This window comes from Gemmiger formicilis (assembly GCF_018784445.1).
Lineage (GTDB): Bacteria > Bacillota > Clostridia > Oscillospirales > Ruminococcaceae > Gemmiger.
Map to the genome: position 1 here is coordinate 63,241 of NZ_WQOH01000025.1, position 19,440 is coordinate 82,680.

General features: G+C 61.0%; 17 protein-coding genes. 11 read left to right on the plus strand and 6 right to left on the minus strand.

Translation table 11 applies throughout. The annotated features are described in order from the left end of the window. The first annotated feature begins 67 nt into the window (after nucleotides 1-67). Together GPK89_RS08895 and GPK89_RS08900 are read left to right on the plus strand one after the other, a co-directional pair. Entirely contained in the window at nucleotides 68-1,210 is a 1,143-nt protein-coding gene (locus GPK89_RS08895; RefSeq protein WP_215692509.1) for a glycoside hydrolase family 3 N-terminal domain-containing protein, read from the plus strand. A gap of 60 nt (nucleotides 1,211-1,270) precedes the next feature. Continuing rightward, nucleotides 1,271-2,323, plus strand: a complete 1,053-nt coding sequence (locus GPK89_RS08900) for a glycosyltransferase family 4 protein (RefSeq protein WP_215692510.1) — start codon at nucleotides 1,271-1,273, stop codon at nucleotides 2,321-2,323. Nucleotides 2,324-2,426: 103 nt separating this feature from the next. Here the strand turns inward: GPK89_RS08900 and GPK89_RS08905 are convergent, their stop codons facing one another. From GPK89_RS08905 to GPK89_RS08920, 4 genes are read right to left on the minus strand one after another with little or no spacing between them, the layout of a single operon-like run. Then, entirely contained in the window at nucleotides 2,427-3,956 is a 1,530-nt protein-coding gene (locus tag GPK89_RS08905; protein ID WP_215692511.1) for a YifB family Mg chelatase-like AAA ATPase, read from the minus strand. 12 nt (nucleotides 3,957-3,968) lie between these two features. Then, on the minus strand, nucleotides 3,969-4,778 hold the full coding sequence (locus tag GPK89_RS08910) for a VanW family protein (protein WP_215692512.1): 810 nt from the start codon (nucleotides 4,776-4,778) through the stop codon (nucleotides 3,969-3,971). 9 nt (nucleotides 4,779-4,787) lie between these two features. Further along, the gene (locus tag GPK89_RS08915) at nucleotides 4,788-5,315 is read right to left on the minus strand and encodes a YqeG family HAD IIIA-type phosphatase (protein WP_215692513.1); all 528 of its coding nucleotides are present in this window, start codon (nucleotides 5,313-5,315) and stop codon (nucleotides 4,788-4,790) included. Continuing rightward, nucleotides 5,308-5,985, minus strand: coding sequence for a hypothetical protein (locus GPK89_RS08920; protein ID WP_215692514.1), 678 nt, complete (start codon nucleotides 5,983-5,985; stop codon nucleotides 5,308-5,310). Before GPK89_RS08920 ends, GPK89_RS08915 begins: the two co-directional genes overlap by 8 nt. A gap of 217 nt (nucleotides 5,986-6,202) precedes the next feature. On the opposite strand from GPK89_RS08920, the gene GPK89_RS08925 reads away from it, so the two are divergent. The 8 genes from GPK89_RS08925 to GPK89_RS08960 all read left to right on the plus strand — a co-directional run bounded on the left by GPK89_RS08925 (nucleotide 6,203) and on the right by GPK89_RS08960 (nucleotide 16,436). Next, entirely contained in the window at nucleotides 6,203-7,885 is a 1,683-nt protein-coding gene (locus GPK89_RS08925; protein ID WP_215692515.1) for a phospho-sugar mutase, read from the plus strand. Between the two features lie 370 nt (nucleotides 7,886-8,255). Next, nucleotides 8,256-10,262 carry a M56 family metallopeptidase gene (locus tag GPK89_RS08930; RefSeq protein WP_215692516.1) on the plus strand — a complete coding sequence of 669 codons (2,007 nt, stop codon included), beginning with the start codon at nucleotides 8,256-8,258 and terminating at the stop codon, nucleotides 10,260-10,262. A gap of 12 nt (nucleotides 10,263-10,274) precedes the next feature. After that, nucleotides 10,275-10,658 (plus strand): BlaI/MecI/CopY family transcriptional regulator, encoded by a 384-nt coding sequence (locus GPK89_RS08935; protein WP_215692517.1) that lies wholly within the window; start codon nucleotides 10,275-10,277, stop codon nucleotides 10,656-10,658. 105 nt (nucleotides 10,659-10,763) lie between these two features. Next, nucleotides 10,764-11,630, plus strand: a complete 867-nt coding sequence (locus tag GPK89_RS08940; protein WP_215692518.1) for a PHP domain-containing protein — start codon at nucleotides 10,764-10,766, stop codon at nucleotides 11,628-11,630. A 31-nt stretch (nucleotides 11,631-11,661) separates the two neighbouring features. Beyond that, the gene (locus GPK89_RS08945) at nucleotides 11,662-11,919 is read left to right on the plus strand and encodes a TIGR03905 family TSCPD domain-containing protein (RefSeq protein WP_215692519.1); all 258 of its coding nucleotides are present in this window, start codon (nucleotides 11,662-11,664) and stop codon (nucleotides 11,917-11,919) included. A 232-nt stretch (nucleotides 11,920-12,151) separates the two neighbouring features. Beyond that, nucleotides 12,152-13,930 (plus strand): HAD-IIIC family phosphatase, encoded by a 1,779-nt coding sequence (locus GPK89_RS08950; RefSeq protein WP_215692520.1) that lies wholly within the window; start codon nucleotides 12,152-12,154, stop codon nucleotides 13,928-13,930. A gap of 13 nt (nucleotides 13,931-13,943) precedes the next feature. Continuing rightward, nucleotides 13,944-15,047 (plus strand): hypothetical protein, encoded by a 1,104-nt coding sequence (locus GPK89_RS08955; protein WP_215692521.1) that lies wholly within the window; start codon nucleotides 13,944-13,946, stop codon nucleotides 15,045-15,047. A gap of 24 nt (nucleotides 15,048-15,071) precedes the next feature. Further along, complete coding sequence (locus GPK89_RS08960) at nucleotides 15,072-16,436, plus strand: MBOAT family O-acyltransferase (RefSeq protein ID WP_215692522.1); 1,365 nt, start codon at nucleotides 15,072-15,074, stop codon at nucleotides 16,434-16,436. A gap of 133 nt (nucleotides 16,437-16,569) precedes the next feature. Here the strand turns inward: GPK89_RS08960 and GPK89_RS08965 are convergent, their stop codons facing one another. Together GPK89_RS08965 and GPK89_RS08970 are read right to left on the minus strand one after the other, a co-directional pair. Further along, nucleotides 16,570-17,529 (minus strand): ATP-binding protein, encoded by a 960-nt coding sequence (locus tag GPK89_RS08965; RefSeq protein ID WP_215692523.1) that lies wholly within the window; start codon nucleotides 17,527-17,529, stop codon nucleotides 16,570-16,572. Nucleotides 17,530-17,532: 3 nt separating this feature from the next. After that, entirely contained in the window at nucleotides 17,533-18,438 is a 906-nt protein-coding gene (locus GPK89_RS08970) for a DnaD domain protein (RefSeq protein WP_215692524.1), read from the minus strand. Between the two features lie 179 nt (nucleotides 18,439-18,617). On the opposite strand from GPK89_RS08970, the gene GPK89_RS08975 reads away from it, so the two are divergent. Next, nucleotides 18,618-19,256, plus strand: coding sequence for an orotate phosphoribosyltransferase (locus tag GPK89_RS08975; RefSeq protein WP_215692525.1), 639 nt, complete (start codon nucleotides 18,618-18,620; stop codon nucleotides 19,254-19,256). Nucleotides 19,257-19,440 lie beyond the last annotated feature (184 nt).

Genomic DNA, 19,440 nt, shown 5'->3' on the forward strand with positions numbered 1-19,440 from the left:
GGGACGCCTCGCCCCGCCGCACCTTCCCACAGCCGCCCCCTCGAAAACCGAAAGGAGAACTCTGCCCATGAAAACCCTCCTTCCTATCCTTGCTGTTCTTCTCCTTACCGCTTGTGCCTCCGCCCCGGCCTCCACGGCCACCCCCGCGCCAACAGAAACCCCCGCCTCCACGGCCGCAACCCTGACCCTCGAACAAAAAGTCGGTCAGCTTTTCATTGTCCGGCCGGACGCCCTCGATTTGACCCTCTCCCAGGAGACCATTGACGATCCCAGGGCCGACGGTGTGACCCAAGTGACCGACGCCATGCGGGAGACACTGCAGCAATACCCGGTGGGCGGCATCTGCCAGTTTGGCAAAAATATCGAGTCACCGTCCCAGCTGGCGCGCTTCAATAAAGACTTGCAGGCCGCCAGCGCCACGCCGCTGTTCATCACGGTGGATGAGGAGGGCGGCATGGTCGCGCGGCTGGCGAACAACGACGCCTTTGACCTGCCCCGCTATGCCAGTGCCGCCGCAGTGGGTGCATCGGGCGATCCTGAGAACGCCCGCGCTATGGGGCAGACCATCGGCGGGTACCTGAAAACCTACGGCTTCAATATGGACTTTGCGCCCGACGCTGACGTGAACACCAACCCCGATAACCCCATCATCGGAGAGCGTGCTTTCTCGTCGGATGCCGCCACCGCTGCCCAAATGGCCGCCGCTGCGGCGGAGGGCCTGCGGCAAAACGGCATCCTGCCCACGCTCAAGCATTTCCCCGGCCACGGCGACACTGCCGAGGACAGCCACACCGACCTGGCCGTGACCTACAAGACCCGCGAAGAACTGGAAAACTGCGAGCTGCTGCCCTTTGCGGCGGATACCGGCCTGCACGCTGTCATGGTGGGGCACATCGCCGCGCCGAACGTGATCGGCAGCGACACCCCCGCGACCCTCTCGGCGGAGCTGATTGCGATGATTCCCGACGCAGAGAACACGCTGATCGTCACCGACTCACTTTCGATGGACGCCATCACAAAAGCCTACACTCCCGGAGAGGCTGCCATTCAGGCCATCCAGGCGGGGTGTGATGTACTTTTGATGCCAAACTCCCTGCCGGAAGCCTACGATGCCGTCCTTGCCGCAGTGCAAAACGGCACGATATCCGAAGCCCGCCTTGACAAAAGCGTCAACAAAATCCTGCATTATAAACAACAATTTGCAGTGTAGGGGCGGGGCTCTGCTCCGCCCGCATCTGACGCACACTATAATGTATAAACGAGGTACCCTATGTCCAACACCATCTGGGCCGTCGATGGCTCTTTTTTCGCTCAGCGCGTCTCGGGCATCCAGCGCTATTCCATTGAGCTGCTGGCCGCCCTGGATCGCATTGTGCCGCCCGATTTTGTGGAGATCGTCACCCCGCAGGGCGTGACCACCCCGGCCTACCAGAACATCCGGGCCGTGCCTTTCGGCACCCGCCGGGGCCTTGCCTGGCAGCAGCTGGATTACCCTGAATATTTAAAGCAGCGCGGGGCTAAGGGCATTGCTACGTGCAACATTATTCCATGGTTCGGCTTCCGCGGCATTGCAGTCGTTCACGATGTCTGCTACCGTGCCCGGCGTGATTTTTATACGTCCGGCCGCGACCGCCTGAGCGCCGCCTGGCACTGCCTGCAATACCGCCGCATTGCCCAAAGGGCCGAGCGCATCATCACAGTGTCGGAGTTTTCCAAATCCGAAATTCACAAATATTACGGTGTGCCGCTGGAAAAAATGAACATCGTCTACAACGCCTGGCAGCAGATGCAGCGCCTGACACCCGATGACGGCATTTTTGCCAAGCATCCGCAGCTGCAAAGGGGTGCGTACTATTTCAGCATGGCGAACCTGCTGAAAAACAAAAACTTCCCCTGGGTGCTGCGCGCGGCCAAGGCAAAGCCCGACGCGGTATTTGCCATTGCGGGTGGCGGTAGCCTGGCCGCCGAGGCCGAGCGCCTGGGGCTGGCCGACCTGCCCAACGTGCTCTACCTCGGCTATGTCGCCGACGGTGAGGCCAAAGCGCTGATGGCCCACTGCAAAGCGTTCCTTTTCCCGACGCTCTACGAGGGGTTCGGTATCCCGCCATTGGAGGCCGTCGCCTGCGGTGCGCCTGAGATCATCGTCAGCGATACCCCCTGTATGCGCGAAGTCTACGGCGACTGCGCCGCCTATATTGATTTGAGCACCAACCCCGGCGATGTTTCTGCCGTCACCCCGCCCGCCGCCGCCCCTGCCGCTCTGCTGGAAAAATACAGCTGGGACAAAAGCGCTGCGAAACTGCTGGAAATCCTGCAAAAATAAAGCATAGGCAGTACCGTTACAAAGCGGCGCTGCCTATGCCGGGAGTACTAGGAACAAGCCGGCCTGCGGATTGCACACCAAGCAATCCGCAGGCCGGCTTTTTTTACCTCATCCCAAACTTCCTGTCCAGACTCCTGTATTGCAGCGCCTCGGACAAATGCGCTGCGTCCAAAACTTCACTTCCGTCCAAATCGGCCACGGTGCGGGCTACCCGCAAAATGCGGTCATAGGCGCGGGCGCTGTATCCCAGCCGTTCAAATGCGCCGCGCAAAATTTTCTCGGCGGCGGGGGTCATGCGGCAGTAGCGGCGCAGCGCACTGGAAGGCAGCTGCGCGTTGCAGCGCACGCCGCGCAGGGCCTTGTACCGCTCCCGCTGCAAGGCGCGGGCGGCCATGACCCGGGCGCGGATGTCGGCACTCGGCTCGCCGCCTAACTCCGACGCCAAATCGTCATATTCCACCGGGAGCGCTTCAACGTGCAGGTCGATACGATCCAGCAGCGGCCCCGAAATGCGCCGCCGGTAGGCATCCACGGCACTGGGCGTGCAGGTACACTCCCGCGTCGGGTGGCCTAAGTAGCCGCACTTGCAGGGGTTCATGGCGGCCACCAGCATAAACTTACAGGGGTAGGATGCCGACCCGTGCACGCGGCTGACCGTGACTTTGCCATCCTCCAACGGCTGGCGCAACACCTCCAGCGTGTCGCGGGCAAACTCCGGCAACTCATCCAAAAACAGCACACCGTTGTGGGCCAGGCTCACCTCGCCGGGGCGGGGCACAGACCCGCCGCCCACGATGGCGGTGGAACTGACACTGTGGTGCGGGCTGCGGAACGGCCTTTCCCTGACCAGTCCCGCGCCGCCGCGCAAAAGCCCGGCCACCGAATAAATCGCGCTCGTTTCCAGCGCTTCCTCATAGGTCAGCGGCGGCAGAATGCCCGGCAGCCGCTTTGCCAGCATGGACTTACCGGTCCCCGGCGGGCCGACCAACAGTAGATTGTGCCCGCCTGCGGCGGCGACCTCCATCGCCCGGCGGGCCTCGCTCTGCCCGCGCACATCGGCCATATCCGGCCCCAGCCAGACGCCGTTCTCATCGTACCCTTCCGGCGTGGCCGGAGTGATGGGATCCGCGCCGCACAGGTGCAGCACAACATCCTGGGCACTGCGGGCAGGGTAGACGGTCAGCCCTTCGGCCACAGCGGCTTCGGCAGCGTTCTCGGCGGGCAGAAACAGCTCCTTCACGCCGTTCTGCACAGCGGCCATCGCCATGGGCAGAACGCCGGTCACGGGGCGTAATGTGCCGTCCAGGCCCAGCTCCCCTAAAAACGCCCGTTCGCCGCCGGGGACGGGCAGCTTGCCCTGCGCGGCCAGAATGCCCACGAACACCGGCAGGTCGTATACCGGCCCGGTCTTGCGCACGTCGGCGGGAGCCAGGTTGATGGTAATACGGCTGGCGGGCCACTCGTAGTGCAGGTTCTTGATGGCACTGCGCACCCGCTCGCTGCTCTCCTTCACCGCCGAATCCGGCAGGCCCACCAGATTGAACTGCGGCAGCCCGCCGGACAGATCGGCCTCCACCTGCACGATGTACCCGGCTAACCCGGTCACGCCGAGGCTTGTCACTTTTGCATACATAGGCGGCTCCCTTTACAGTTTTTCCACGCCGGGAATCAGCGCGGGGTCATACATGACTTCGGAATGGTTGTCCAGCACAAGCTCCCGGTGCAGCAGCTGCCCGGTCTGTGCGTCCAGTGTCTCCTTGTAAATCTTCGACACACGGTAATATTTGCCGCCCTCTTTTTGGAAGTGGTGCCCTTCCTCCACAATGCGGTAGCGGCAGGGCAGGGGGCGCTCACAGCGCAGCTCGGCGTAGAGGTTGTCCTCATCGCACCACAACAGCAGCTGGAACGTCTGGTCCGTCTCATTTTTAAAACGGTAGTCGCCGTTATTGTAAAACACCGACGTGCCGGAACTGAACGGCACCCGCGGCCCCTCGTCGGGGGCCAGAGCGTCGGAGTGCTTGTGGAACTCGGTCACGGTCAGAGGGCTTACCAGCACAACGCGGTGAATCGTGTTTGCCAGGTTGCACAGCCCGCCGCCGATGCCCGGCAGAATATGATTACGCACCAAAATCCGCCCATCCCGGTAGCCTTTGCGCTTGGTCGTCTTGCCAACCCGATGCCAGAAGGAAAACGTCTCGCCCGGGCGGATGAGAATGCCGTTGAGCCTTTCATTGGCAAGGTGGATGTTGACGGCCTTGTTCTCCTGCAAGACAGGGTCGATGCCCTTGCCGCGCTTGATGAGGTGCGAACTGTACTGCGCCACTATGCAGGGCAGAGGCGCGGTATCCTGCGTGTCGGCATAGTTTTCCTGTGCGAAAAAATTCTTGATATGGCGCTTGCAGATTTCCTTTTGCAGCGCAATCTTGTAACAGGTCGGGCTGATATCGCAGAACATGAAACTGCCTCACTTTCCTATGCCGTCCAGACGGCCCCGGCGGCGCGGGTCACGGTGGTAAAACCAGAGGATGGCTTTTTCCAGCACACGCTTTTTGCCATAGTGCGTCTCGCCGGGCAGCCGGATGAAATCCACCAGGATGCTGTCCAGCCCGGCGCTGTTCGCGCCGCGGATATCCCGGAACAGCTGGTCGCCGACGCAGACGACCTGCTCGGGCGGCAGGCCCAGCATGGCGCAGGCCCGGCGGTAGGCAGCGGGGTCGGGCTTGCCCGCCTCGGCAATAAAAAGCGTGCGGATATTGCGGTTGAATCGCTCGATGCGCGCGGCAGAATTGTCGGAGAGCAGCAGTGTTTTCAGCCCCAGGCTGTGGATATGGCGGAACAGCGCGTCCACCTCGGGCGTGGAATCGTCGCCGTGGTGGACAAGAGTGTTGTCAATGTCAAACAAAATGCCTTTGTAGCCCAGCGCGGCCAGCTTTTCATAGTCGATGGCAAATACGCTGGGAACATGGGCCGTGGGGTACCAACGCTCAAGCATACGGGGCCTCCATATAGTCGCAGACGGTGTTGATCTGGTCGGTGATATCCCCGCCAAAAGCGTGCGCAAAAAAGGCACTGCCGATGGTGAAATACGCGGCCCCGGCAGCTTTGATTTCATCCAACCGGGCAAAGCTGTTCACACTGCCCGCCAGGCAGATCGGCGCATGGACCGCCGCGATGAACGCACGGTTCAGCGCCGCCGCGTCGCCGGTATAGCGGTAGCCCAGCAGATCAATGCCGTCCACGCCCTTGGCTAAATAGCCCTCGGCCTCGCAGATCATCCCCGCCGGGGTACCGTGCAGGATAGAGGGACGGCCAGAAATTTGCCCGACGAAGGGCATATACCGCAGCCCATGGGCGCGGCAATAAGCATGGACGGCGTCAGAGTAGACCGTACCCATCAGGATATCACACCCGCAGGCAGCGGCCATTTCGGCCCCGCGCAGGCATTCTGGCTCAGTGTAGGCGACGACCTCCAAACAGGTCGTCTTGCCGCAGGCTTTCATCCGGGCAAACAGGGCCTGCATCTCGGCGAAGGGAAGCCCTTCCTCTTTAAAGCCCCAATACCGGGCGCGGGTGTGCTGACACCGGGCAAAGACTGCGGCGGCATCGGGCACAGTGACGTCGTTGTGAGTCAGCATGACGATGAGTTCAGGCGTATGTTTCATATGGGTCCACGGCTTTCCTTGGATATAATCATCGATGCGCAGAGCAGATACCTTCACTATACACTGGAAAACGCCGTTTGGCAAGGGCGAAAGGCGAAAGAAACTGTAAAAATCAGGCAAAAATAAACAAAATTCGATTGACAGAGTACGGCAAAGTTGGTATATTTAGAGTATACCTAAGTTAGTATTTCCTATGGAAAGTGAAGGTGTTTTACTTATGTATCAAGATATGTATGAGCGCTGGCTCGCCGCAGAGCTGGACGACGCCGACCTGAAACCTGAGTTGGAAAGCGTCAAGGGCGACGATGCCGCCATCCAGGACCGCTTTGCCGTGGCCCTGAAATTCGGCACCGCCGGTCTGCGCGGCGTCATCGGTGCAGGCACCAACCGCATGAATATTTACGTTGTCCGCCAGGCCACCCAGGGCCTTGCCAACTGGGTCAAGACCCAGGGCGGCAGCCAGACCGTTGCCATCAGCTATGACAGCCGCATCAAGAGCAACCTGTTCGCCAAGACCGCTGCCGAGGTGCTGGCCGCCAACGGTATCAAGGTCCGCATCTACAAGGCCCTTATGCCGGTTCCCGCGCTAAGCTTTGCCACCCGCTACTACAACTGCAACGCGGGCATCATGGTCACGGCCAGCCACAACCCCGCCAAGTACAACGGCTACAAGGCCTACGGCCCGGACGGCTGCCAGATGACCGATGAGGCCGCCGACATTGTCTACGCCGAGATCCAAAAGACGGATATCCTGACCGGGGCCAAGCTCATTTCCTTTGAGGATGGCCTGGCCCAGGGGCTGATCGAGTATGTCGGCGAGGACTGCATCAATGCCCTCTATGCCGCCATCGAGGCCCGCTCCATCCGCCCGGGCATCTGCAAGACTGCCGGTCTCAAGCTGGTCTACAGCCCGCTGAACGGCTCCGGCCTTGTGCCCGTCACCCATGTCTTGGGCGACATCGGCATCACCGATATCACCATCGTGCCCGAGCAGAAGGATCCCGACGGCAACTTCCCGACCTGCCCGTACCCCAACCCTGAAATTTTTGAGGCTCTGCGCCTGGGTCTGGAGCTGGCCGAAAAGTCCGGTGCTGATCTGATGCTGGCTACCGACCCTGACGCAGACCGCGTGGGCATCGCCGTCAAGTGCAAGGATGGCAGCTATGAGCTGCTCTCCGGCAACGAGGTTGGCGTTCTGCTGCTGGACTACATCTGTGCAGGCCGTATCGAGCAGGGCACCATGCCGAAGAACCCCGTCATGTGCAAGTCCATCGTCTCCACCCCGCTGGCTGACAAGGTTGCCGAGCATTACGGCGTCGAGTGCCGCAACGTCCTGACCGGTTTCAAGTGGATCGGCGACCAGATCGCCAAGCTGGAAGCCGCCGGTGAGGTTGACCGCTTCATCTTTGGTTTTGAGGAGAGCTACGGCTACCTGGCTGGCCCCTATGTCCGCGACAAGGACGCCATCATCGGCTCCATGCTGATTTGCGAGATGGCCGCCTACTACCGCGCCAAGGGCTCCTCCATCAAGGAAGAACTGGAGCGCATCTACGCCGAGTATGGCCGCTACCTGAACAAGGTTGACAGTTTCGAGTTCCCGGGCCTGTCCGGCATGGACAAGATGGCGGGCATCATGCAGGATCTGCGCGACAACCCGCCGAAGGACTTTGCCGGTGACAAGGTCGTCAAGGTCGTTGACTATAAGAAGCCCGAGGAAACCGGTCTGCCTGCCGCCAATGTCCTGATCTATACGCTGGAAAGCGGCGCAACCGTCGTCGTGCGTCCCTCCGGCACCGAGCCGAAGATCAAGACCTACTTCACCACCAAGGGCAAGGACCTTGCCGAGGCTGAAGCCAAGAAGGAAAAGCTGGCCGAGGCCTGCAAGCCGCTGCTGGCGTAAAATTTAGGATAGCGTAAGTAAGCGCACCGTGTCTGTTTTTGGACGCGGTGCGCTTTTTTGTCGCCGCCCATGTAGGGGCCGGGCATGCCCGGCCCACGCGTGTAAGGCAGACGACCGCCTATGCGGGGGACCTTGACCCCTCCGCGGGGCGTCGAGGACACCGCCCCCCTACACAAATGCTGCCGTAGACTATCCCGCTATTTGTAGGGGAGAAATTCATCCCTCCCGCGCACCTCTCCACCACTGCGCACTTTCCCCAAAAACTCCCCCAATAATTCGTCACCCATGCTACTTGACAATACAATTCTACACTTGTAGAATAAAATCAAATCCAACCTTCTACAACTGTAGAATCAAAAGGAGGCCCACCATGTTCCTGCCGCTTTTCATCGCCTTTCTGGTGCAAGGCCTGCTGCTGGGCCTTGTGGTGCTGGCCCTGCTGGCTGCAGCCCCCAAGCTGCAAAAACGGTATGGCCCGCGGTGGCTCTGCCGCCTGTGGGTGGTGCTGGCGGTGCTGTTCCTCGTGCCGGTTCGGGCACTTTTGCCCCAGGCCCCGGCGGCGGTGACGGTCAGCGCTCAGCCGTTTTATACCCAGATGACCGCCCTGACGGAGGAAACCACCACGAAGCCCGCCGCCAACGTACCCTACCGCACGACCACCGCCGACGACAACACGATGCATTACATCGTGCCCCGCGCGGAACTGCAAACCGGACGGCGCACCGTGCTGGAACGTCTTGCCATCGATACAAACTGGGGCAACCTGGCGGCCCTCGCGTGGGAGCTTGGCCTTACCGCCGTGGCGCTGTACCAGTTCGGCGGCTATGCCGTCTGGCGTATTCGCGTGGGCCGCAACGCGCAGCCGGTGGCTAAAAGCTGGCGTGACGCCCTGCCGCAGGGCCAATGCCCGCAAATGCAGGCCACGCCGCTGGTGCGCAGCCCCATGGTGGCGGGGGCGCTGCATCCCGTCCTGCTCGTCCCTGCGGGCGAAGCCCTCAAGGGTGCGGAATGTATGCTGGCCCATGAACTGACCCACATAAAACGACATGACGTCGCGAAAAAGCTGCTGCTCACGCTGGTGTGCATCCTGCACTGGTACAACCCGGCTGTCTGGATGCTGGCCGCCCGCGCGGGCCGTGATATCGAGGAAGCCTGCGACGCCGAGACCCTGCACGGCCGCGACGCTGCTTACCGTACGGCCTACGCCGATGCCCTGATGACCGCCGTGCGCCGCAGCCGCGGCCCGGCTCTGACCAGCGGTTTTGCGCTGAACAAGCGCCAGTTCAAACAGCGCCTTGCCGCGCTATGGGACACTGCCCCCAAACGCCGGGGCCGCACTTTGCTGGCCGCACTGGCCCTGACCGCCTGCTGCGCGGGCGGCCTGGTAGCCTGCCAAATCACCGACACCCCCGCGCAGGAAACCGCAGAACCCGCGCCCACTGCGACGCCCTCGACAGAAGAAGCCCTTGCGGAGATCAAGGATATCAACCGCCAGCTGCCCACGGAGCAGCAGCTCACCGCCATACGGCGCGTGGACAGCTACTTCTGGGACGAGTGCCTGCCGACCCTGTGGGGCTACAAGTTCAACGGCGGTATGACCTCGCTGGTCGATGACCCCGCCGCCGAAAGTGCCGAAAACGAAAATCTGGCCGCCATTTTGCAGGAACCCCGCGCGGACGGCACGACCTGGCAGGACTTTCTGAACGCAGGCAAAGGCACGTTCGCCAAGGTGAACTTTGAAGCAGAACTCGAGCCGGAAAAACTTTTCTTAGGCCCACAGTATGGCGAGGGTGATTTTTATATTTATATCGCCGTGCCCTATGACGAGAGCGAACCCTGCGAGCTTGTCAGTGGCTGGCAGCAGAACAACACCGGCGAAGTGGCGCACTTCGGCACAATCGACCCCGCGCGGGAATTGCGGCTGACCAACCGCCAGTACCGCACCCTGATACACCAGTGCAACGCGTTGGCCCAGGCGGGCGCACGGGATTTTGGCACCCCCGCCGACTGGCCGCAGGCCGAGCTGGAAACCTACCTATATTACCGCAATCAGGATTTCCACACCTTTGCCGATGCCCTGCTGATGCTGAACATCGACTTTACCGGGGGTCGAGATTGGAACAGCCTGCCGTACTTTTTGACCTACGATGAGCTGAATGCGCTGGATTTCACCGCGCCCAAGACCGACGCCATCCCCGACTACGTTGTGGCCGAGGGCGACGACTGCGGCGTATGGGCGTTCACTCGTGACGGCGACTACCTGACCGCCACGTGGGCGGGCGTGCAGAAATACATCTTCTATGTCTACAACGGCGACACTTCCGCCCTGCAATACGATGCCCGCACGGTCATTGCCGGCGGCCACAGCCTGGATTAAAAGGAGACGCTCATGCCAAAAATCAAACGCCTGCCCGATGCAGAGCTGGAAATCATGAACGCCCTGTGGGATGCCGACGCGCCGCTGACCGCCGCCGAGCTGGAAACGGCGCTGCCCGGCCCGCCCCGCGCCCGCACCACGCTGTTGACCCTGCTGGCCCGGCTGGAAGAAAAGGGCTGTGTCAACCGTGAAAAGCAGGGGAGGGGGTACCTTTACACCGCAACCCTGACCCGCAGTGAATACCTGCCCGCTGAGAGCAAAAGCGTGTGGCACCGCCTGTTCGGCGGCAGCCCCCGCAGCTTCGTGGCCGCCCTTGCCGAAACCGATACCCTGACCGATGCGGATATAGACGAGTTGGCGAAATACTTGGAGGAACTCAAAAAAGAGCGAAAATAGCGTAAAATTTGTAGGGGCGAGCATTGCTCGCCCCTACTTGCAATTCTCCCTCAACTTGTAGTATAATAATATGTCCTATAGTATCTGCAAGTGAGGTGACGCGCTATGCCCGGTGATCTGCATACCCATACGACCTACTCCGATGGCTCGACCCCGGTGGACAAGCTACCGTTTCTGGCGGCCTGCGCGGGGATGACCCACCTGGCGGTTTCTGACCACGATTCCATCCAGAGCGTGCGGTACGCCTACGCCCATCCGGTGCAGAACGGCGTCCACCTCATCCCGGCCACCGAGCTGACCGCCTACGACTATGAGCGCGCCCACCGCGTCCACCTGCTCTGCTACTGGCCGGACGACTGCGCCCCGCTGGCGGATTTCGCCGCCATGATGGCCGAGCGCCGCCTGACCGCTATGCTGCAAAGCTGCAAGGAGCTGGAACAAATCTGCCCCCAGTTCCGCACCGAGGAAGCGCTGGAACTCGCCAGGGACAGCGGCACGCTGTTCAAAGCCCAGGTCATGCGGGTGCTGTGGCAGTACGGCCTGGCCGACGGTATGTATAATACGGTATACAAATCGCTTTTCGGCCTGAAACCTGTGCGCGGGCGCATCCTGCACACGCCCCGGTATGAGCCTGTGGATACCGTGCTGGAGGTCATCAAGGCAAGCCGCGCCGTGGTCGTGCTGGCCCACCCCAGCGTCTACCACAGCATGGAGCTGGCCCGGGAGCTGATCGCAGCCGGGCGGCTGGACGGCGTCGAGATCAACCACCCCCGCAACACGCCGGAGGACAAGGCCGAGCTTGCCCGCCTGGCAAAAGAAAACGGATTGATCGTTACCGGCGGCACGGACTACCACGGCATCAACACCGTGACCCCGCGCCCGGTGGGGGCATTCTCCACCAGTGACGAAATGATTGCACGCATCGGCGACATTGCCAAGGCGCGCAAGGCAACCTGGAAAAAGGCAAAATAAAAGAGCAATAAAATTTAAGGAGCAATATATCATGACTTACACGTACAACAACAAGGGTACCTGTTCCGTCCGCACCGTCGTGGAACTGAACGACGACCACACCATCAAGAGCGTGCAGGTTCTTGGCGGCTGCGACGGCAACCTGAAGGGCATCGCCAAGCTGCTGCCCGGCATGAAGGCCGAGGACGCCATCGCCCGCATGGAAGGCACGACCTGCGGCCGCAAGCCCACCAGCTGCCCCGACCAGATCGCCCAGGCATTGAAGGGCGCACTGGCGGAGATGCAGTAAAAAGCCTTCCCCCGCGGGGCTGCACCCGCAGGTGCGTGTCGGAGCGCAACCGCCGCAGGCGGCTCTTAGCGCGAAGACTGAAGGTGGCCGAGCTGGCGAGGCCGGATGAGGGCAGGCTTTTCAGTGGCATCCCCCGCAGACAGGTGGTGCCGGCAGGCTTTGCCCTCATCAGTCTGCTTCGCAGACAGCTTCCCCCGATGGGGAAGCCTTTTGACGTTGAAAGGAGCTTCCCATGGACTGCTTCCATTACCCTCTCGATACCGAGACACTGCTGCGGAAAAAGCGCAAGCTGCGGCGTGAGCTGCTGGCCCAGAACCCCCACCCGCTGCACAAAAAAATCGCCATCCTCGGCGGTTCGACCACCAACGAAGTGGCCGACCAGCTGGGGCTGTTTCTGTTGCAATACGGCATCGAGGCAGAGTTTTACCAGAGCGAGTACGCCCAGTACTGGCAGGACGCCATGTTCGGCACGCCCGAACTGGACGACTTCCACCCGGATGTCATCTACATCCACACCAACTGGCGCAACCTGACCGCCTTGCCCACCACCGCCGACAGCGAAGCCGACATTGATGCCATGCTGGACGCGCAGTATGCCCATTTTGAGACAATGTGGCAGGCGCTGGAACAAAAATTCGCCTGCCCGGTCATCCAGAATAACTTTGATAGGCCTAATTATCGACTCATGGGCAACCGCGATATCTGGGATCCCCACGGCCGCTCCAATTTCATCAGCCGTCTGAACCAGAAATTCTACGCCTACGCCGCATCGCATGAACATTTCTATATCAACGATATCGACTATCTTTCCGCTGACTACGGCCTGACCGCCTGGGGCGACGCCTTCTTCTGGCATATGTACAAATATGCCATGTGCCTGGACGCTATCCCTTCGCTGGCCAACAGCGTGGCCAATATCATCAAGTCCTTGTACGGCCGCAACAAAAAAGCGCTTGTGCTCGACCTGGACAATACGCTCTGGGGCGGCATCGTCGGCGACGACGGCGTGGACGGCCTTGCCATCGGCCCCGAAGTGCCCGAAGGCCAGGTCTACGCCGAGTTCCAAAGCTACTGCAAGGCGCTGAAATCCATCGGCGCTATCCTGGCTGTCGACTCCAAAAACGACGAGGCCAACGCGCTGGCGGGCCTGAACCACCCGGACGGCGTGCTGCGCCCCGATGATTTTGTCGCCATCAAGGCCAACTGGGAGCCAAAGGACTTGAACCTCAAGGCCATCGCGTCCGAGCTGAACCTCGGCGCGGATAGCTTTGTTTTTGCCGATGACAACCCGGCAGAGCGCGCCATCGTGGCCGCCCAGGTGCCCGGCGTGGCAGTGCCCGCGCTGGACGGCGCCGAAAACTACATCAAAACGCTGGATCACGGCGGCTACTTTGAGGTCACGGCCCTCTCGAAAGAGGATTTGAAAAAGACCGAACTCTACCACCAGAACGCCGAGCGCGCCAAGGCCCAGGCGGCTTTCACCGACTACGGCCAGTATCTCGACAGCCTGGAAATGACCGCCACGGTCAAGGGCTTTGAACCACTGTACATCCAGCGCATTGCCCAGCTCACCAACAAGTCCAACCAGTTCAATTTGACGACGCTGCGTTGTTCCGAGGATGATATCCGCGCTATGGCCGAGAATGCTGCCTATATCAGCCTGTGCGGTAAGCTCGTGGATAAGTTCGGCGATAACGGCATCGTCACCGTTGTGGCGGGCCAGCAGCAGGGCGGCGCACTGCATATACGCCTGTGGCTCATGAGCTGCCGCGTGCTCAAGCGCGGCATGGAGGATGCCATGATGGACACTCTCGTAGCCGAGGCCGCCGCCCGCGGCATCAAGACCATTGTGGGCTACTACTATCCCACGGCTAAAAACGCTATGGTGCGTGAATTTTACGCTCAATTCGGCTTTGCCAAGACCGCCGAGGATGCTGACGGCAATACGACCTGGACGCTGGATGTGGCCGCCTACGCGCCGAAGCACCCCCACATGAAAATTGAACGCTGATAGGAAAAACGCTATGAAACACTCCTTCCTGCAAAAAGCGGCGGCCGCCGCGCTGTTTGTGCTGCTTACGGCGGCACTGCTGGCGGCTGCGGATTTTCTGCTGGTGGATGACGTACACTCCTACTCCCGTGTGATGCTGCAAGAATTGTACCGGGATGCGGGCAATATCGATACACTGTTCCTTGGTTCGTCCCACTGCTACCGCAGCGTGGATCCCGCCGCCGTGGACGCCACGCTGGGCACCCACAGCTTTAACGCCGGGTCGTCCCAGCAGCTGCCGGACGGCTCCTACTATATGCTCAAAGAAGCCGCTGCACAGAACGACCTAAAGACCGTATATCTTGAAATGTTCTACACCGGTTACAACGAAAGTGCATCCAGCAATGTGCCGCTGGCCTGTTACTTGCTGGTCGACCACATGAACGCCCTTTCGCCCAACCGTTATGAGTACCTGTGGGAGATGGGCGGCTTGGCGGCTTTTGCCGATCTGCTGCTGCCCGCCCGCCATGGCATAGCGTCGCCGTCCGGGATGCCTGCGCTGTGGCAGGCCAAGCTGGCCGACGGCTACACGACGGACAGCTACCGCTATGTTACCTACGAGGACAGCGGTGAGGCCTACCGCGGCCGGGGCTTCGTCTACACCGCGGGTATCCCGCGGGACGGCTTTGCCACGCTGCTGAATATCGACCCTGACGCGCCGCTCTCTGACTTTGGCTGGGAATACCTGAACAAAATTACCGATTTCTGTCAAGAAAACGGCATCCAACTCGTACTGTTCACGGCCCCGCTGCCCAGCGGCTATCTGTACAACACGCAAAACTACCAAGCCTATGTGGACGCCCTGCAGGATTTTTGCACCGCGCACGCGGGGCTGGAATACTGGGATTTCTCCCTCTACCGCCTGCAGTGCGATCTCAATTTGAAAATTGAGGACTTCTCCGATGCGCACCACCTGAACGGTGCAGGCGCGGAAAAGTTCACTGCCATCCTCTGCCAAACGATTCAGGAACGCGCGGCAGGGAAGGCCGTGGACGAAATTTTCTACCCCACGGTGGAAGAAAAACTGACCCTGACGCCGGATGATTCCATCCTTATGGCAAAAATACAGTCGCAATAATAATCTATACAAGGAGGCCCCACTATGCTCGCTGTGACATCACCCGGTTTTGTGCTGTTCGCGGCGGTGCTGGCGGGGCTTTGGTTTGCCTGCCCGTCGCCGCGCCGCTGGCAGTTGATGCTGGGGGCCAGCCTGGTATTTTACGCCGTGCTCTCCTGGCGGACGCTGCCGGTGCTGCTGGCAAGCGCGTTTCTGGTTTGGTGGTGCGCCCGTCGCGCGGCGGAAAAAGGCATCTTTTACGCGGGGCTGGCCGCCGCGCTGCTGCCGCTGGCCTTGCTCAAGTACCTGCCCGTCGCCCTGGGCTGGCAGGGTACCTTGGCGGGGGCGCTGGGGCTTGGGTACTTCACCCTGCAGCTGGCGGGCTACCTCTGCGATGTACGCCGGGGACGCATCCTGCCGGAAGAAAAATACCTGCGGCTTTTGTGCTATGCGTCGTTCTTTTTGTCTATTACCCAGGGACCTTTCAACCGCTACAACAAGCTCATGCCCCAGCTGGACCGCCCCACAAAATGGGATACCGCCCGGGCGTGGCGCGGCGCGCAGCGCAGCGCGTGGGGCTACTTTAAAAAGTTTGCGGTGGCGGATCGCGCCGCCGTGGTGGTGGACGCCGTGTTCACCAACCCCGCCGCCTTTGACCGCACCCAGCTTTTGCTGGGTGGTGTGCTGTTCACCGTGCAGCTCTACGCGGACTTCTCCGGCTACACGGACATTGTCCTTGGCGTCGGCGAGGTGCTGGGGCTGGAGCTGCCCGAAAACTTCCGCCAGCCATTCTTTGCGGATTCCGTCAAGGATATCTGGGCGCGGTGGCATATCAGCCTGTCCCAATGGCTGCGGGATTACGTCTATATCCCGCTGGGAGGCAGCCGGTGCAGCACCGCAAAAAAGGACCGCAACCTGATTCTGACCTTCCTTGTCAGCGGATTGTGGCACGGCGCAGGGCTGACGTACCTCGTCTGGGGCGGCCTGCATGGCGTCTGCCAGGCGGTGGAAAACCACCTGCCGCACCGCCGCAGCGGCAAACGGCGTCACGCACTGCGGGTGCTGGGCACGTTCTGCATTCTGGCTGGACTGTTTATGATATTCCGGGCCAGCAGTCTGGGCAATGCAGCAGCTGTCTTCAAAGGCATCCTATTCAATGGCGGCCATGCGGTGTTCAGCAATTATTGGGAGCTGGGCCTGACCAGCAGGCTGGAGCAGCTTATGCTATTTGCGGGCATTGCCATTCTGCTGGGCGTGGATGCCGCCCACGAGCACGGCGTCAGTCTGCGCGGCAAAATTGCCGCCCTGCCCACCCCGACCCGCTGGGCTGTATACGAGGTCTGCATCTTCGCATTCCTCTTTATGGGGCGGTTCCTTGGCGGCGGCAGCTTCCTCTACGCACGCTATTGACCTGATGGTTGAGGGGCTACATATGTGCGGCCCGCAGCCTTGCCATGATTGCGCATCTGCCCTGCATGCCCGGCCCCTACAATAGAAGTAATAAAAAAGTGGGATAAGAACCTGTGCGGTTCCTATCCCATTTTTATTTTAATCTCTGATCTTCCCCAAAGAACTTGAACATCTTGCAGCCGCCCAGCATACGGCTGGCAACTTTCTCGGTGTAGCGGGCTACAAAAATATTCTGGTCAATAATATTTGTGGTATAGATTGTTGGGCGGTGGGTCAGCATCCGGGTGTTGATCAGCTCATACAGCACACTGATGGTCAGCGGCGTGATGTACTCGGTGCCCAGGTCGTCCAGAATCAGCAGGTCAGCCTCCTGGCAGGCGGCCAGCCATTCCTCATTGTTGGTGTAGTCAAAGTGCTCCTTGCCCAGCTGGGCGGCCAGCGCGGCAGCACTGGTGTACAGCACATCATGCCCGCCTTCCAGCACGGCATCTGCAATCGCCAGCGCCAGATGTGTCTTGCCAAGGCCGCTGTGGCCCATGAACAGCAGATTCGGGCTGTTGGCGCTGAACCGGGCCGCGTAGTTCTTACAGTAATTCAGCAGCTTGCCCATGTACTCCCGCGGGGAAATGCCCAGCTCCGGCTCCACATTGGTGCTGTACCGCTCCACCTCAAAGCTGGAAAACTGGCATAGCCCCAGCGGACTGGCGGCGTTGATCTCCTCCCGGCGCAGGCGGCGGGCCACATCGGCCACACAGCGGCAGGGGATGCCGCCCCGCATCCCGGTGTCCTCACACAGGGGGCAGCGGTAAGCGGGTTTAAAGGCGCTCTCGTCGTACCCGGCCTCTTTCACAGCGGCGGCCAGCGTTTCATCGGCGCGGGCCAGCGCGGCACGGGCGGCGTCCATGCTACTGCCCAGTGCGGCGGCCTTTGCCAGGCCTAGGCCCGCCCGCATGTGGGCAGCGTCCGCTTCGGCCAGGGCGGGGTGCGCGGCGTAGGCGGCGCGGCGAGTCGTCTCGGCCTGCATTACAGCCTGCTGGCGGTACCCGGCAACCTCCCGCTGGGCGGCGCGGAACAGTTCATCTTTTGTGCGCATGGGTTAGCCCTCCTCGTCAAACATAGCGGCCCAGTTGCGGTTGAACAGGTCTTTCTGGGCGCTGGCGGCCGGCTGCTGGGTGCCGGGGCGCTCGGTCATCACAATGTTGCTGCCTTCCAGCTGGCCCTGCTTGCGGGCAGCCTCCACGGTGGTGATGCCCTGGGCACGCCAGGCCCGCAGGATGCCGTCCACATACCGCACGGTGTTTTTTCCGTTGGCACGCAGCAACGCCTCGTCAATCATCTCATGCCCAACGCCCATTTCCTCGTGCCAGCGGGCAATGGCGCGGCGCTCCCAGTTCGTCAAATCGCGCGGCGCAATGCCAAACTGGGCGGCGGCGTCACTGCACCAGTCCTCCCGCTGTTTGGCGCGTTTCAGCCAACGCTCGGCGTCCTCTCCGGTCTCAACGCCGTCCTCCCGCCAGCGGGCCAGCAGGTGGGCTACCGCGCCCACGGTGCGCCGTCCCAGGCGGGCGACCTCGGCGCAGCAGAGCAAAATTACGTCGGGTTTCCAGCCGTCGATCTGGTACAGGTCCACCAGCCGCTGTAACTCATTGCGGCTGATGCCCTTGCCAAAGATGGCCTGGGATTCCTGGCTGAGCACCGCCACATAGGGGTCGTTTGCCATGCTGGCCAAATCGGCATGACGCGGCTCTGCCGCCGGGGCAGGGGAGCCGCCGCGCTCGTTTTCCAGCAATCCGGCACCAGCCCAGTATTGCAGGGCACGCTTAGCGGCTTCTATGCTGGGCAGCCCCAGCGCCCGAGCCATCGTGCGGGGGTCGGTGTCGCCGGTCTGCAAAATGTACAGCGCCGCGCGGATCGTGTCGCCGTCGGCCTGGGCAAGGTGGGTGAACACCAGCTGCGGCACCGCCACCGTATCGCCGTTGTACGGCACCAGCCTATAACCCATGTCCGCAAACCTCCCCACTTTAAACTTATATCCAGTATACCATTTTTCCGCCGCCGTGTCCAGTTTTCCCCGCAAAACTGCCCAAAAATCGCCCTTGGATTTTGGGTAAAGCGTTCCTTGTTTTTCACTGTGAAAATTTGTACAATATACCTATAAAGAGTTAAAGGGAGGACTCCACCATGGCGATGAATCTTGTTAAACTGCCCACCGGCAAACCGAACCTGCAGCTGCGCGTCAGCAAGGGGCACTATGCTACCAGCCATAGCCATATCAACTATTACATCGACGTCACGCTGACCAAGTTCCGCCTGTCTGAGGCCCGTGCCGCCGCCGCAGAGTTGATCCGCGCCTACAAGGCGACGACCATCGTGGACACCATCCTCTGTCTGGACGGCACTGAAGTCATCGGTGCCTGCATGGCCAGCGAGCTGACCAAGTCCGGCTACGCCAACATGAACGCCCACCAAACCATCTACGTTGTCACGCCGGAGCATACCACCGGCAGCCAGCTGTTGTTCCGCGAGAACACGGCCCCCATGATCTCCGGCAAGCATATCCTGGTGCTGGCGGCGTCCGTCACCACCGGCTACACTGTACAAGGCGCGATCGAGGCCATCCGCTACTACGGCGGCGAGGCGGTCGGCATTGCGGCAATCTTCGCCTCGGTGAATGAGTGCGCAGGCTACCCGGTGGCCAGCATCTTCAACACCCACGACCTGCCCGACTATGAGACGTACGATTCCCACAGCTGCCCCTGGTGCAAACAGGGCAAAAAAATCGATGCCCTCGTCAACAGCTTCGGCTATTCGAGCCTGTAAAGCCTTCCCCTGAGGGAAAAGGTGGCCGCAGGCCGGATGAGGGCGGACTTTGCCCGGCCCCGAGCCTTACAATTCTATACATTTTGCCCCCTTACCCAAGGGGGCTTTTTTGTCGTTTTTACAGGTTGACGCATCCTGTTCAACCTTTTATAATAGGAAGGCTGATTTTTACGAGGAGGAGTTC